Origin of the sequence: Pseudomonas sp. PA-1-3F, assembly GCF_021609665.1 — a bacterium.
Lineage (GTDB): Bacteria > Pseudomonadota > Gammaproteobacteria > Pseudomonadales > Pseudomonadaceae > Aquipseudomonas > Aquipseudomonas paracarnis.
Genome location: NZ_WJZD01000006.1, coordinates 170092 through 184264, shown reverse-complemented (window position 1 = coordinate 184264; position 14173 = coordinate 170092). Strand labels below are relative to the sequence as shown.

Sequence of the window (14173 nt, the reverse complement as noted above, 5' to 3'; positions counted from 1 at the left end):
ATATCAAGGTCACCTGAATTTAAACTTAAACGCACCGGACTGCCTGGCGAATGCCGTTTATAAAGAAAACTCTGACGTAATTCGTCAGTTATTTCTGCTTTTCAAAGCGATAGAACAGGTTTGGCTCACTGACCATGTACAGATTGCCGCTCTCGTCCATGGTCACGCCTTCGGCACGTGGGATCGTGTCTTTCAGGCCATTGAAGCCGCCAAGCAAGGTCATGAAGCTGACTTGCTCGCCCGTTTCATCCAGTTCCAGCAGCAGGTGGGAATCGGCCGACAGCACCAGCAAATGCCCGGTACGTGGGTCGATGGACAGGGCCGACAGGTTGCGCACATCCAGTTCGGTGCTGGCCAGTTTTTGCTTGTCGCCGGTCAGCGTATTGCCATCGCTTTTCCAGGTAAACAAGGCCGGCGGACGCTCTTCGCCCAGCACCAGCTGCTGGTTGCGCTTGTCCCATGTGACGGCTTCAAAGGCTTTGTTCTGATCTTTGGACGGGCCCAGGTCATGGCTGGGGAAATCGGCCTTGTTCAGCGCCGTAGTGCCGGCGTCGACCTTGACCACGGTCAGGCTGTGATCGCGCTCATCGACCACCGCCATCAAGCCGTTTTCCATCACCGCCACGCCTTCCGGATTGTTCCAACCGTTGAGCGGCATTTTGCGCAACACATCGCCTTGCAGGCTCAACTCGACCAGGAAGGGGTTCTTGCCCATCACCGAAAACAGGGTTTTGGTCTGAGGATTGTAGGACAGGTCCGAAGCCTCATCCTTCTCCATACCGGGCAGCAACTTGGCGTCGATCACCGCGTGATAGTCGGGCAGCCACACACTCTCCCGGCGCTCAGCCGAACTCTCGAAACGCTCCAGCACCCACAGCAGACCGCGATCGTCCCAGTGCATGGCCCAGGCCACGCCATACAAAATGGCACCGGCCAAGAACACCCAGGAATACCAGCGCATGGACAAGCGGGAGCGGAGCGAGGTTCTCGAAGTGGGCAGAGGCACGACCATTGAGCGCTTTTCCGGAAAGTGAGCCGTAGGGGATAGCACAGGATTCAAGGCCCCGCGCGCAAGAGCAGGGAATTATCCGGATGGCGTGTGAAAAAAATGCAAAACGCCGGATCCTGCAGATGTACACAAACAACTGTGGGAGCGGGCTTGCCCGCGATTGAGGGCGTTCAGTCAACTATTCAGTGACTGTCACACCGCCATCGCGAGCAAGCCCGCTCCCACAGTTTAATTGCAGTTTGGCAGTGATTTAGCGCACAACGCTTTCGGAGCGATTGACACCCGCCAGCTCCAACACCACTTCATCCCCCACATTCAACGGGCCAACGCCCGCCGGGGTGCCGGTCAGGATCACGTCGCCCGCTTGCAGGGAGAAGCAACCCGCCATGTACTGAATCATCGGCACAATCGGGTTGAGCATCTGCGCGCTGTTGCCGTCCTGGCGCACTTCACCGTTGATGCTCAGGCGAATGCCGATATCGGTCACGTCTGCAAAGGTACTGCTGACCACGAAGGGGGCAATCACCGCCGCGCCATCGAACGACTTGGCGATTTCCCACGGCAGGCCCTTGGCTTTGAGCTCGGCCTGTTTGTCGCGCAGGGTCAGGTCCAGGGCCGGGGCGAAGCCCGAGATGGCGTCCAGCACTTCTTCCCGGCTCGGCTTGGCGGACAAAGGCTTGCCGATCAACACGGCGATTTCCGCTTCGTAGTGCACCGAACCGCGTTCGGTCGGAATGGCAAAGCCGCCTTCCAACGGCACCACGCAACTGCCCGGCTTGATGAACAGCAGCGGCTCGGTGGGCACCGGGTTGTCCAGTTCCTTGGCGTGTTCGGCGTAGTTACGCCCGATGCACACCACTTTACCCACCGGGAAGTGGATGTTGGTGCCGTCGACATACTTGTGCTGGTAGCTCATGGAACGACTCCTTCAGGTGCGATTAAACAGCGAAGATCTTGCCGGGGTTCATGATCCCGTTAGGGTCGAACACGGCTTTGACGGCCTTCATGTATTCGATTTCAACCGGTGAACGGCTGTAGGTCAGGTAATCGCGCTTGGTCATGCCCACGCCGTGCTCGGCGGAGATCGAGCCGTTGTACTTGGCGACGGTCTCGAATACCCACTTGTTAACGGTGGCGCACTTGGCAAAGAACTCGTCTTTGCTCAGGTTTTCCGGCTTGAGGATGTTCAGGTGCAGGTTGCCGTCACCGATATGGCCGAACCAGACGATTTCGAAGTCCGGGTAGTGTTCACCGACGATCGCGTCAATTTCGCTCAGGAACGCCGGCACTTTCGACACGGTCACCGAGATGTCGTTCTTGTACGGCGTCCAGTGGGAAATGGTTTCGGAGATGTACTCGCGCAGTTTCCACAGGTTGTGCAGTTGGGTTTCGCTCTGGCTCATCACGCCATCCAGCACCCAGCCCTGCTCCACGCAATGTTCGAAAGTTTCCAGAGCGTGGTTGGCGACTTCTTCGGTGGTGGCTTCAAATTCCAGCAACGCGTAGAACGGGCACTCGGTTTCGAACGGCGCCGGCACGTCGCCACGGCCAAGGACTTTGGCCAGGGCCTTGTCCGAGAAGAATTCGAAGGCGGTCAGGTCCAGCTTGCTCTGGAAGGCGTGCAGCACCGGCATGATAGAGTCGAAATCAGTCGTGCCGAGCACCATCGCCGTGAGGTTCTTTGGCGCACGGTCCAGGCGCATGGTGGCTTCGACCACAAAGCCCAGGGTGCCCTCAGCGCCGATAAACAGCTGGCGCATGTCGTAGCCGGTGGCGTTCTTGATCAGGTCGCGGTTCAGCTCCAGCACATCGCCTTTGCCAGTGACGACCTTCATGCCGGCCACCCAGTTGCGGGTCATACCGTAGCGAATCACTTTGATCCCGCCGGCATTGGTGCCGATATTGCCGCCAATCTGACTGGAACCGGACGAGGCGAAGTCCACCGGATAATACAGGCCGTTTTCTTCTGCGACGTTCTGCAGTTGCTTGGTGACCACACCCGGCTGGCACACGGCGGTGCGGTCGGTGAGGTTCACGTCGAGGATCTGGTTCATATAGTCGAACGACACCACCACTTCGCCGTTGGCGGCAACGGCAGCAGCCGACAAGCCCGTGCGCCCGCCCGATGGCACCAGCGCAACCTTGTGCTCATTGGCCCAACGCACGATGGCCTGCACCTGCTCGGTGGTCTTGGGGAACACGATGGCGCTAGGTGCGGGAGCGAAGTGCTTGGTCCAATCCTTGCCGTAAGCCTCCAGGGAGTCGGCGTCAGTCAGCACTTTGCCGGGCTCAACCAGGGTCTTTAGCTCATCAATCAGGGCAGGATGGGTCATCGACAGAACTCTCGAACAATTCATGGTCATCCTGAGAACGCTTCACGTCGCAGGAATAGGTGTTTAGCGGGGTGCGTATGCTAGCATACCGCCCCCGCAGGACAGACCCAAAGGGCGTTTCTGCGGTGACGGCTTTCCTGCCGTCCGGGTCAGCTTGCGCTGCTCGACTCCCTGCCAATTTTCTCCGGGATACAGGTTTACGCAGATGAGCAAGACTTCTCTCGATAAGAGCAAGATCAAGTTCCTTCTTCTGGAAGGCGTCCACCCATCGGCTGTCGACGTTCTGAAAGCCGCCGGGTACACCAGCATTGAGTACATCACCAGTTCTCTGCCGGAAGCCCAGCTCAAGGAAAAGATCGCCGACGCGCACTTTATCGGCATTCGCTCCCGCACTCAGCTGACCGAAGAGATCTTCGACCACGCCAAGAAACTCGTGGCTGTCGGCTGTTTCTGCATCGGCACCAACCAGGTCGACCTCAATGCAGCGCGCGAGCGCGGCATCGCGGTGTTCAATGCACCGTACTCCAACACCCGTTCCGTAGCGGAGCTGGTGCTGGCCGAGGCCATCCTGCTGCTGCGCGGTATCCCTGAGAAGAACGCTTCCTGCCACCGTGGCGGCTGGATCAAGAGCGCGGCCAACTCCTTCGAAATCCGCGGCAAGAAGCTGGGCATCGTCGGCTACGGCTCGATCGGCACGCAACTGTCGGTGTTGGCTGAAGGCCTGGGTATGCAGGTGTTCTTCTACGACACCCTGACCAAGCTGCCATTGGGCAACGCCACCCAAGTGGCCAGCCTGACCGAGCTGCTGGGCATGTCCGACATCGTCACCCTGCACGTTCCGGAAACGGCCGAGACCCAGTGGATGATCGGTGAGAAGGAAATCCGCGCGATCAAGAAAGGCGGGATTCTGATCAACGCCGCTCGCGGCACCGTGGTCGAGCTGGATGCCCTGGCCGACGCGATCAAGGACAAGCACCTGATCGGCGCTGCCATCGACGTGTTCCCGGTGGAGCCACGCTCCAACGATGACATCTTCGAAAGCCCGCTGCGTGGCCTGGACAACGTGATCCTGACCCCGCACATCGGCGGCTCCACCGCTGAAGCCCAAGCCAACATCGGCCTGGAAGTCTCGGAAAAACTGGTCAAGTACAGCGACAACGGTACCTCGGTATCGTCGGTCAACTTCCCGGAAGTGGCCCTGCCGGCTCACCCGGGCAAGCACCGTCTGCTGCACATCCACCAGAACATCCCTGGCGTGATGATGGAGATCAACAAGGTCTTCGCGGAAAACGGCATCAACATCTCCGGTCAGTTCCTGCAGACCAACGAGAAGGTCGGCTACGTGGTGATCGACGTCGACGCCGAGTACTCGGACCTGGCGCAAGAGAAGCTGCAGCACATCAACGGCACTATTCGTAGCCGCGTGTTGTTCTAGTAGGAGCGAGCTTGCTCGCGAAGAACGTCAACGATGACGCGTTTAAGCTGTTTAAACGCGGTGCCCTTGGTATTTTCGCGAGCAAGCTCGCTCCTACAAATAAAAACGGGAGCCCCGCAACGGGCTCCCGTTTTTTTATTTGACGTTAACAGTGATCACTTTCGATGCAACAGTGGGCTCGAACTGGCGATGTACGTTGTCGCCGGCCACCAGTTGCAGGGTGTGCTTGCCTGGCGTCAGGGTCAGCTCGGTTTCGGTCTGCGCCTTGCCGAAGTGAATCGAGGTAGGCGTGGCCGGGATCGCCTCATTGGCGTTGAGCGACTCCACCTTCTGGTCTACCAACAGGTGGTGGTGCCCGGCGTTAGGCACTTGCTTGTCGATCGGTTCCAGGTCCAGCTTCTTGACGCCGAATTTGACGGTGAAGGTTTTATCAACGGTGGCGCCATCTTTCGGCGAGACGATGAACACTTCGGCACCTTCAGGCGCAGGCGTACGAGGAAGGTCTGCGGCACTGGCCAACATCGAGGTACCCAGCAAAAGGCTGGCAATCGTTGCACGGGACAAAAGGGCTTTCATTCGCTTCTCCAGTTTTTCTGTGAAATCTGTAGGGTTATGACAACTTCGCGATAAATTGCGGTCCAAGGCACCCGACACCATAACAAAACGTTGCTGAACGGCGCCTCGCCTGTACGAATTCTTTAGGAGTGACCATGCGCTTTTCGCCTGGCCTGTTGCTGTTGCTTCCTCTTCTGAGCCCCTTGGCTCATGCCGAACTGATTGACGACGTCAACGATCGCGGTGAACTGCGCATCGCCCTGGAAGCCAATACCCCGCCGTACAATTTCAAAGAGGGCGACAAACTCGCCGGCTTTGAAGTGGAGCTGGGTGAACTGCTGGCCAAGGAAATGGAGGTGCGCTCCTCGTTTATCACCACCGATAACGCGGACCTGCTTTCCGGTGTGGAAACCGGCAAGTACGACGTGGCCATTAACCATATGGCTATGACTGCCGAGCTTGAGGATCGTTTCGATTTCAGTGAGCCTTATCACCAGAAGCCGGCATTGGCGATCCCCTTCCAGAAGGGCAACCCGGCGTTCAAGACCAGTTTGAACGGGGCGTTGAAGCGGGTTAAGGACGATGGCCGGTTGAAGGCGCTGTCGCAGAAATGGCTCAAGGCGCAATAAATGTGGGAGCTGGCTTGCCTGCGATAGCGGTGTATCAGCACCTTATGTGTAACTGACAGACCGCTATCGCAGGCAAGCCAGCTCCCACACTTGATCTGTTTAAGCTTCTTAAAGCTGCGTGAGGGCAATCGCCGCCTGTGGCAACTCCAGCTCACTGAACACCTGCACACCATGGCGCTTGAGCAGCGCCGCCGTGACGCCTTCGCCACTGACCTTCACCCCGCTGAAGGTGCCGTCATAGGTCAACAGATTGCCGCAGGATGGGCTGTTGGCCTTGAGAATGGCGATGCGGATGTGATGGCGTTGCACCAGCGCCAAGGCTTGGCGGGCACCGTCGAGAAAGGCGCTGGTGAAGTCTTCGCCCTCGGCCGTCAGCACCTGGGCGCGGCCTTCCCACACGTCGATGCCCTGCCCGCCTGGGATTTCGGCCGAGGGCCGCGGTGTGGGCAAGCCGCCCGCCACTTCCGGGCAGATGGCAACCACGCGGCCTTCAGCTTGCCACACCGCCAGTTGGTCGAATGGGCCGCTGGCCCCGCCGTCATAGCGCACCTTGTGCCCGAGCAGGCAGCGGCTGACCAGAATCTTTTCCATGTTTAAAACGGCTCGTTGCCCCGCCGGCGAAACCAGCCCGTCAAGGACAGGCGTTCGCGCGTAGCGGGCAGGACTTCGTGAGGCACCTCGCCCGACAGGAATACCACCAGGCAACCCCCGGTGGGCACCACGTCGTATTCGACACCGCCCTTGAGGTACATGCGCAGTTGGCCGCCATGCTCGGGCAGCCAGGCGTCGTTCAAGTAGATCACCGCCGAGACCATGCGCCGGTCATCGTCGCGAAAACGGTCTACATGCTTGAGGTAAAACGCGCCCGGCGGATACATCGCGAAGTGGCTTTCGAAATCTTCCAGGCCCAGGAACAGGCTGCGATTCATCGCCAGGCGCAGGCCGTCCATCACACCCATGTAGGTATCGCAGATAGGCGCGTCCCCCTCCTCCAACCACTGGATATGGTCACCGCGAATGCCCTCGCGAATCTCCTGGGCCGGCCCACGACCTACTGCTGCGGGCGCCAGTTCACCTTGCGCCGCACGTTTACGGCACTCAGCCGCCAGCTCCAGGGTCAGAGCCTGGGGCAGGAAGCCATTTTGCTGCGACCAGCCTTTTTCGGCCAGGTCGTCGACGATGCGTTGCAGCAGCGGGTGATCGAGGGGTATTTGCATGGCGCGCATAGTATCCATACGCCTGAAAATCCGACAGCGCCGTTGAGCGTCTGAATACACTTTAGTCAGGTGACTGATAGGACTTCTCGACAAATCCTACGCCCGACACGGACAATAGTGGCCGACTGACAGGAGTCCTTATGCGTCGTTTGTTTTTTTCTGTGTTGATGTTCTGCGTTTTGCCCGCCTGGGCAGACGGCCATGACCAGTTGTACAAGGTCGCCGGCTGGGCCGAACAACGTGCGCACTTCAATGACGCCCTCAGTGCCGCCCAGCAGCGCTACCGCAATAGCCTGCCGCCGGTGGTGTACCAGGCGCTGGTGGACAACAGTAATAAACGCTTTGCCGCCCAGGCCATGGACCAGCGTGCCGAGGCGCAATTGCGCAAGCACTTGCCCGACCCGAAACCTGCCCTGGCGTTTTTCCAATCGCCCCTGGGCCGCAAGATCGTCGCCGCCGAGTTGCTGGCCACGCGCCGCGACCAACTGGCAAAAAACGCCCAGGGTCTGCCTAAACTTGAAGCCGATGCCACCCGCAGCCTGATCATCGGCCACTTGGCCCAGGCCCTGCCCGCCCGCGAGGCCGGCGCCGAGGTCAGCCTGGCGATTGCTGGCGTGGCGGCCGACAGCTTGAGCCAGATGATCCCAGGCCTGCTCGGCGGCGGTCAGGCGCAAGGAATGTTGAATAGCCAGCGCGAGCGGTTGATGCAGCAGATCGACAAGGATTTGAACAATACCCTGCTGTATGTCTATCGGGATTTGTCCGACCCGGAGCTGGAAGAGTTCGCCACCTTTGCCGAGTCGCCGGAGGGCAAGGCGTATTATCAGGCCGCCCTTGCAGCCATTCGCGCAGGGCTTGCCGTTGGTCAAAGCACCTCAAGCCTGACGCAGTAAACCCTGTCGGAGCTGGCTTGCCTGCGATTGCGATGTGTCAGTGACACCGCTATCGCAGGCAAGCCAGCTCCCACATTTGGACTGCGTTATTTCAGGTGATCCGTGAGGAAGTTAAAATATGCTTCGCGAATCTGCGGAATTTCATTGGCCAAGTGATGCCGCCCCTGCTTGAGCATCAACACCTCAGGCCGGTCGAACTTACCTCGCAACACCTGCAAATTGTGCTGCCAGTCCACCGTCATATCTTCCTCACCCTGCACGATCACCGGGCGCCGGGGGCTGCGTGGTGCGGCTTCGATGCGTTTGATCCAGCGCGCCAGCGACCCCACCCAGGCGGTAGGCAATTGGCGAGGCTGCAGCGGGTCGGCTTCCAGGAACGGCTTGAACGCAGGGTCGTTGGAGTTATCGCTGAAACGCCGGGCGATGCCTTTGACGAACGGGCGCAGCAGGTAATAGCTGACCTGCGACCAACCCCAGGCACGCGGCCGCACCAACGGCGACAGCAGGAAGGTCTTGCCCTGGGCCGGGCTTTGGGCGCCGTGGTTGAGCAGATGGTCCACCACGATGGCGCCGCCGGTGCTTTGCCCGAACAGGTGCCAGGGTTGCGGCAATTGCAACGCCTTGGCCTCGACGAACAAGGCCTGCACCACGCTCTGGTACACCGCAAAGTCATCGATGCTGGCGCGTGCGCCGCTGGACAAGCCATGGCCAGGCAGGTCGCAGGCGATCACCACGAAGTCCTGGTCCAACGCCCAATCCACCACATGGCGATACAGCCCCATGTGATCGTAGAAACCGTGGAACAGGAACATCGTCGCCACTGGCGCTGGCGGCCACCAGACCTGGGCCACCACCTCGAACCCATCCACCTGCAAGCGCCCCAGGCGGCTCACCGCCGGCACCTGGCGTGCGGCCAGGTCGAGCCCGTAGAAACGCTGGTAAACCCTCGCCTCGGCTGACAGCGGCTGCGCATCCACCAGGGGGCGCAAGCTTTCGCGCAGATGATCAGGGTCAAAGGTGACGGGCATAAAGGCTTCCAGACTTGCGGTGAAGATGAATATCGAGCTGCGATATTCATCTGTCAGGACAAGCATGGCAAGCTACGCGACCTGCGAGGATACATCCAATGCGACCGCCCTACCGTAACGCCCTGTTCGCCAGCCTGATCCTGGTTATCTGCGCCGGGGTGCTGTGGGCGGCCTATGACTGGTTCCAGGGCCGCTACCTGCGCGCCTTCAGCGAACACACCGCGGTATTTTCCGGCGATGCGCTGCAACTGCCCGCCGCTCTCAGCGGCCCTGGCCCGATTCGCCTGGTGCACTTCTGGGACCCGGCCTGCCCGTGCAATGTCGGTAACCAGCAACACCTGGGCGAGTTGATTGAGCAGTACGCGCCCCAAGGGGTGGAGTTCTATGCCCTGCAAAAACCCGGCAGCCACGGCCAGTTGCCCGAGAACCTGCGCCACCTGAAAGTCCTCGATGCCCTGCCCGGCGCGGACCAGATCCCCGCCAGCCCGGCCGTGGGCATTTGGGACCGCACCGGCAAGCTGGCGTATTTCGGCCCCTACAGCGAAGGCCTGACGTGCAACGCCAGCAACAGTTTTATTGAGCCAATCCTCAAGGCCCTCGGAGCCGGACGCGAAGTGAATGCCACTCACACCCTCGCGGTAGGCTGCTATTGTTCGTGGCCTAAGGATCTGTAGTCCGTCCACTTTGGTAAGGAATGTTCATGAAGCGCGTCTTGCAGGTTTTTGCGGTGCTGATTGTGCTGGTCGCCCTGGGCGTCGGTTGGTACGTCTACAGCAAACAACCTACGCGCCAGGGCACGGTGACGCTGGCGCACCTGCAAGGCTCGGTCACGGTGCGCTACGATGACCGTGGCGTACCGCATATCCGCGCCGAAAACGAAGCCGACCTGTACCGCGCCCTGGGCTATGTGCATGCCCAGGACCGCCTGTTCCAGATGGAGATCATGCGGCGCCTGGCCCGTGGCGAACTGGCCGAGGTGCTGGGGCCCAAGCTGCTGGAGACCGACAAACTGTTTCGCAGCCTGCGCATTCGCGAGCGCGCCTTGAGCTATGTGGAACACATGGACCCTGGCTCAGCCTCGTCCAAGGCCCTGCAAGCCTACCTGGACGGGATCAACCAGTATCAGGACAGCCACGCCAGCCCCATGGAATTCGATGTGCTGGGCATCGCCAAGCGCCCGTTTACCGCCGAAGACAGCATCAGCGTCGCCGGGTACATGGCCTACAGCTTTGCCGCAGCCTTTCGTACCGAGCCGGTACTGACCTACGTGCGCGACCGGCTGGGCAGCGCCTACTTGAACGTCTTCGATCTCGACTGGCAACCCAAGGGCGCCCTCAACCTGGCGGCCAGCGATTGGCAGACGCTTGGCGCCATCGCCGCCCTGAGCGAAAAGGCCCTGGCCGACAACGGCCTGCCGCAGTTCGAAGGCAGCAATGCCTGGGCCGTCAGCGGCAGCCATACCCAAAGCGGCAAACCGTTGCTGGCGGGTGACCCTCATATCCGTTTCTCGGTGCCTTCGGTCTGGTACGAGGCGCAGCTGTCGGCGCCAGGCTTCGAGTTGTACGGCTACCACAACGCGCTGGTACCGGTGGCGTTCCTGGGGCACAACCTGGACTTCGGCTGGAGCCTGACCATGTTCCAGAACGACGACCTCGACCTGGTCGCCGAGAAGGTCAACCCGGACAACCCCAACCAGGTTTGGTATCACGGCCAATGGGTGGACATGAGCAGCAGCGAGCAGCAGATCCAGGTCAAGGGCCAGGCGCCGGTAACCCTCACCCTGCGCCGTTCGCCCCACGGCCCGATCATCAACGACGTGCTCGGTGAGAACGCCGGCAGCACACCGATTGCCATGTGGTGGGCGTTCCTGGACAGTGAAAACCCGATCCTCGATGGCTTCTATCAGCTCAACCGTGCCGACACCCTGGCCAAGGCACGTGCCGCAGCCGCTAAGGTGTCGGCGCCAGGCCTGAACATCGTGTGGGCCAATGCCAAAGGCGATATCGGCTGGTGGGCGGCAGCGCAGTTGCCGATCCGCCCGGCCGGCGTCAACCCGGCGTTCATCCTCGACGGTAGCACTGCCCAGGCCGACAAGCTGGGTTTCTACCCCTTCAGTGCCAACCCCCAGGAAGAAAACCCGCCGCGCGGCTATGTGGTGTCCGCCAATGCCCAGCCGGCATCGCCCACCGGCATGCCGATCCCCGGTTATTACAACTTGGCTGACCGCGGCCAGCAGTTGAACGCGCAGTTGAGCGACACAAGCGTGAAGTGGGATGTGACCAACAGCCAGGCCCTGCAACTGGGCACCACCACCGCCTACGGCCCACGCCTGCTGGCACCGCTGTTGCCGGTGCTGCGCGAGGTGGTCAAGGACCCGGCGCAACTCAAACTGGTGGAGCAGCTTGCCAACTGGAAGGGTGACTACCCGCTGGACTCCACCAATGCCACGCTGTTCAACCAGTTGCTGTTCAACCTCAGCGACGCAACCTTTCACCCCAAACTCGGCGATGCCTTGTTCAAGACCCTGCTCGGCACCCGCGTGATCGACGCCGCATTGCCCCGCCTGGCCGCGTCGGCAGACTCGCCCTGGTGGAACGGCAATCGGGCCGACACCGTCAAGCTCGCCTGGGACAATAGCCTGGCCCACCTCAAGGCTACGTTCGGCGATGACCCGGCACAGTGGCAGTGGGGCAAGGCGCACACCCTGACCCACGGCCACCCGCTGGGCCTGCAAAAACCGCTGGATAAAATCTTCAACGTCGGCCCCTTCCCGGCACCGGGCAGCCACGAAGTGCCGAACAACCAGACCGCCCCGATTGGCCCGGCGCCGTGGCCTGTGACCTACGGCCCGTCGACACGGCGCCTGATCGACTTCGCCGACCCGGCCCACGCACTCACCATCAACCCGGTGGGGCAAAGCGGTGTGCCCTTTGATACGCACTATGGCGACCAGGCGCAGAGCTATATCGAGGGCAGGTATGAGCAGGCGCACTTCAGCGAGGAGGAAGTGACGGCCAATACCCGCGGCACCTTGAAACTGCTACCCGCCCGATGATCGTTCCCACGCTCCGCGTGGGAATGCAGCCATGGACGCTCCGCGTCCGCCCTTAGAAGCGGGACGCAGAGTGTCCCAAGAGGCGTTACCACGCAGAGCGTGGGAACGATCACGCATCGTTCCCACGCTCAAACCGGCGCCGCAAAGTTAAGCCTGAACTGTTGCGGCGTGACGCCCAGCCGGCGGTTGAACACACTGCGCATGTGCTGGGCGTCGCGAAAGCCGCATTGATAGGCCACGGTTTTAAGCGGTGCGTGGCTGCTTTCAAGCATCACCCGTGCCGCATCCACCCGCGCCCTCTCGACAAATTCCGCCGGCGTAATCCGCGCTTCACGGGCGAACACCCGGGAGAAATTACGCGCACTCATATTGGCCGCCTTGGCCAGGTCGGCAATGGTCAAGTCTCCCGTCAGGTTGGCCAGCACGTACAACTGCACCAGCGCCACCGCCGAGGTGGTTTCGGCATGGGGCGTGAGGAACGGGCTGAACTGCGATTGCCCGCCCGAGCGCTGGGTGAACACCACCAGGCGCTTGGCCACGCTCAGGGCCACTTCCGGGCCGTGATCCTGGGCCAGCAAGTACAACGACAGGTCGATACCTGCCGTGACCCCAGCGGAGGTGTAGAGCTTGCCGTCCTGCACATAGAGACGGTCGGCTTCGACCTGGGCCGAGGGACACAGGCGCGCCAGGCTGGCGGCATCGTTCCAATGGGTAGTGACGGTCTTGCCGTCCAGCAGACCTGCGCGGGCCAGCATGAAGGCGCCATTGCAGATCGAGCCAAAGCGCTGCGCCTTCGCGGCGGCCGCGCGCAGCCAAGCGTCAAACTCGAAGCCGAAATCCTCGAAGGGTAACTGCGGGCCACCGGCGACCAGCAACAGGTCATAGGGTTGCCGGGCTTCGCTGTAGTGCTTGTGCGCCTGCAGTGACAAACCGTTGGAGGCCGCCATGGCGCCGTGGCCAAAGCCGAGTACTTCCAGCCGATAGTGATCCTCGGGCGCCAGGAAGCGGTTGGCCTCGCAGAACACATCCATCGGCCCGCTCACGTCCAGCGACTGGACACCGGGGAAGATCAGGATGGCGACGGTTTTGCCCATGGTCACAAACACCTTTTTCCAACTGGATAAACGCGACCCCCTTGTGGGAGCTGGCTTGCCTGCGATGCAGACGGCTCGGTACCTCAGGTACACCGAGGTGATGCTATCGCAGGCAAGCCAGCTCCCACAGGGGATCGCCTATATGCTTGGCACGATGTGGCGGCACATTGGCCGGGATCGCCTCCCTGTCGCAATAGCCGCTTCAGGGTCATGGGACCAGACTGAAGTCTTTCCAGAGGAGATCCACCATGAACATCACCATAGCCGGTATTCAGATCCCTGATAGCGCCTTGGCCAGGGCCACCACCGAATACATCCGCGACGTCGAATCGGACCTGCTCTACCACCATTCGCGCCGCGTCTTCCTGTTCGGCGCCTTGAGCGGTGAGCGCAAGCAATTGGCCTACAACCCGGAGTTGCTCTACGTCGGCGCGATGTTCCATGACCTGGGCCTGGTGGAAGGCCACCGCAGTGACGACGAGCGTTTTGAAGTGGACGGCGCCAACGCCGCCGCCGCATTTCTCAAGCCCTATGGGTTGAGCGATGACGATATCGAACAAGTGTGGCTGTCCATCGCCCTGCACACCACGCCGGGTGTGCCGCAACACCTGCGCCCCACCGTAGCGCTGGTGACCGCCGGTGTGGAGATGGACGTGCTGGGCATCGACTACGCCGCGTTCAGCAGCGCGCAGCGCGAAGCGGTGGTGCACGCGCATCCACGGGGTGAGGGGTTTAAGGAGTGCATTATCTGCGCGTTCGCCGACGGCTTGCGCCATCGCCCGCAGACCACGTTTGGCAATGTTAAGACCGACGTGCTGGTGGACCAGGAGCCGGGGTTCAAGCCGATGAATTTTGTGCAGGTGATCCGCACGTCGCCGTGGGCTGCATAGCTAAACCCCACTGTAGGAGCGAGCTTGCTCGCGAA

At 61.0% G+C, this 14173-nt stretch carries 14 protein-coding genes; 6 read left to right on the top strand and 8 right to left on the bottom strand.

Annotation, left to right across the window (positions count from 1 at the left end; translation table 11 throughout):
* Positions 1 to 88 precede the first annotated feature (88 nt).
* From GIV26_RS06335 to GIV26_RS06325, 3 genes are all read right to left on the bottom strand, one after another.
* Positions 89 to 1012, bottom strand: a complete 924-nt coding sequence (locus GIV26_RS06335) for an SdiA-regulated domain-containing protein (RefSeq protein WP_236279688.1) — start codon at positions 1010 to 1012, stop codon at positions 89 to 91.
* A 247-nt stretch (positions 1013 to 1259) separates the two neighbouring features.
* Positions 1260 to 1925 (bottom strand): fumarylacetoacetate hydrolase family protein, encoded by a 666-nt coding sequence (locus GIV26_RS06330; RefSeq protein ID WP_236279687.1) that lies wholly within the window; start codon positions 1923 to 1925, stop codon positions 1260 to 1262.
* A gap of 22 nt (positions 1926 to 1947) precedes the next feature.
* Positions 1948 to 3342 (bottom strand): FAD-binding oxidoreductase, encoded by a 1395-nt coding sequence (locus GIV26_RS06325; RefSeq protein WP_005792341.1) that lies wholly within the window; start codon positions 3340 to 3342, stop codon positions 1948 to 1950.
* Positions 3343 to 3547: 205 nt separating this feature from the next.
* Between GIV26_RS06325 and serA the strand changes: the two genes are divergently transcribed.
* Positions 3548 to 4777 carry a phosphoglycerate dehydrogenase gene (serA, locus tag GIV26_RS06320; protein WP_003195214.1) on the top strand — a complete coding sequence of 410 codons (1230 nt, stop codon included), beginning with the start codon at positions 3548 to 3550 and terminating at the stop codon, positions 4775 to 4777.
* Between the two features lie 135 nt (positions 4778 to 4912).
* Here serA and GIV26_RS06310 read toward each other — a convergent pair whose 3' ends face one another.
* Positions 4913 to 5353, bottom strand: a complete 441-nt coding sequence (locus GIV26_RS06310; protein WP_034128985.1) for a DUF4399 domain-containing protein — start codon at positions 5351 to 5353, stop codon at positions 4913 to 4915.
* A gap of 134 nt (positions 5354 to 5487) precedes the next feature.
* Here GIV26_RS06310 and GIV26_RS06305 point away from each other — a divergent pair, with 134 nt between their 5' ends.
* Positions 5488 to 5961 carry a transporter substrate-binding domain-containing protein gene (locus GIV26_RS06305; RefSeq protein WP_020301833.1) on the top strand — a complete coding sequence of 158 codons (474 nt, stop codon included), beginning with the start codon at positions 5488 to 5490 and terminating at the stop codon, positions 5959 to 5961.
* A gap of 108 nt (positions 5962 to 6069) precedes the next feature.
* Here the strand turns inward: GIV26_RS06305 and GIV26_RS06300 are convergent, their stop codons facing one another.
* Positions 6070 to 6552, bottom strand: a complete 483-nt coding sequence (locus GIV26_RS06300) for a DUF523 domain-containing protein (RefSeq protein ID WP_236279686.1) — start codon at positions 6550 to 6552, stop codon at positions 6070 to 6072.
* A 2-nt stretch (positions 6553 to 6554) separates the two neighbouring features.
* Positions 6555 to 7187 carry a 2OG-Fe(II) oxygenase gene (locus tag GIV26_RS06295; RefSeq protein WP_003195222.1) on the bottom strand — a complete coding sequence of 211 codons (633 nt, stop codon included), beginning with the start codon at positions 7185 to 7187 and terminating at the stop codon, positions 6555 to 6557.
* A 131-nt stretch (positions 7188 to 7318) separates the two neighbouring features.
* On the opposite strand from GIV26_RS06295, the gene GIV26_RS06290 reads away from it, so the two are divergent.
* On the top strand, positions 7319 to 8071 hold the full coding sequence (locus GIV26_RS06290; RefSeq protein ID WP_236279685.1) for a DUF2059 domain-containing protein: 753 nt from the start codon (positions 7319 to 7321) through the stop codon (positions 8069 to 8071).
* Between the two features lie 86 nt (positions 8072 to 8157).
* Here the strand turns inward: GIV26_RS06290 and GIV26_RS06285 are convergent, their stop codons facing one another.
* Complete coding sequence (locus tag GIV26_RS06285) at positions 8158 to 9099, bottom strand: alpha/beta hydrolase (RefSeq protein WP_106117742.1); 942 nt, start codon at positions 9097 to 9099, stop codon at positions 8158 to 8160.
* Positions 9100 to 9197: 98 nt separating this feature from the next.
* On the opposite strand from GIV26_RS06285, the gene GIV26_RS06280 reads away from it, so the two are divergent.
* Complete coding sequence (locus GIV26_RS06280) at positions 9198 to 9773, top strand: DUF6436 domain-containing protein (RefSeq protein ID WP_032894642.1); 576 nt, start codon at positions 9198 to 9200, stop codon at positions 9771 to 9773.
* A gap of 26 nt (positions 9774 to 9799) precedes the next feature.
* Entirely contained in the window at positions 9800 to 12154 is a 2355-nt protein-coding gene (locus GIV26_RS06275) for a penicillin acylase family protein (RefSeq protein ID WP_089041497.1), read from the top strand.
* 128 nt (positions 12155 to 12282) lie between these two features.
* On the opposite strand, the gene GIV26_RS06270 is transcribed toward GIV26_RS06275, so the two are convergent.
* Positions 12283 to 13248: a GlxA family transcriptional regulator gene (locus GIV26_RS06270; RefSeq protein ID WP_034128992.1), complete on the bottom strand. Its 966-nt coding sequence runs from the start codon at positions 13246 to 13248 to the stop codon at positions 12283 to 12285.
* A gap of 248 nt (positions 13249 to 13496) precedes the next feature.
* Here GIV26_RS06270 and GIV26_RS06265 point away from each other — a divergent pair, with 248 nt between their 5' ends.
* Complete coding sequence (locus tag GIV26_RS06265; RefSeq protein ID WP_236279684.1) at positions 13497 to 14138, top strand: HD domain-containing protein; 642 nt, start codon at positions 13497 to 13499, stop codon at positions 14136 to 14138.
* The last annotated feature ends 35 nt before the right edge of the window (positions 14139 to 14173 follow it).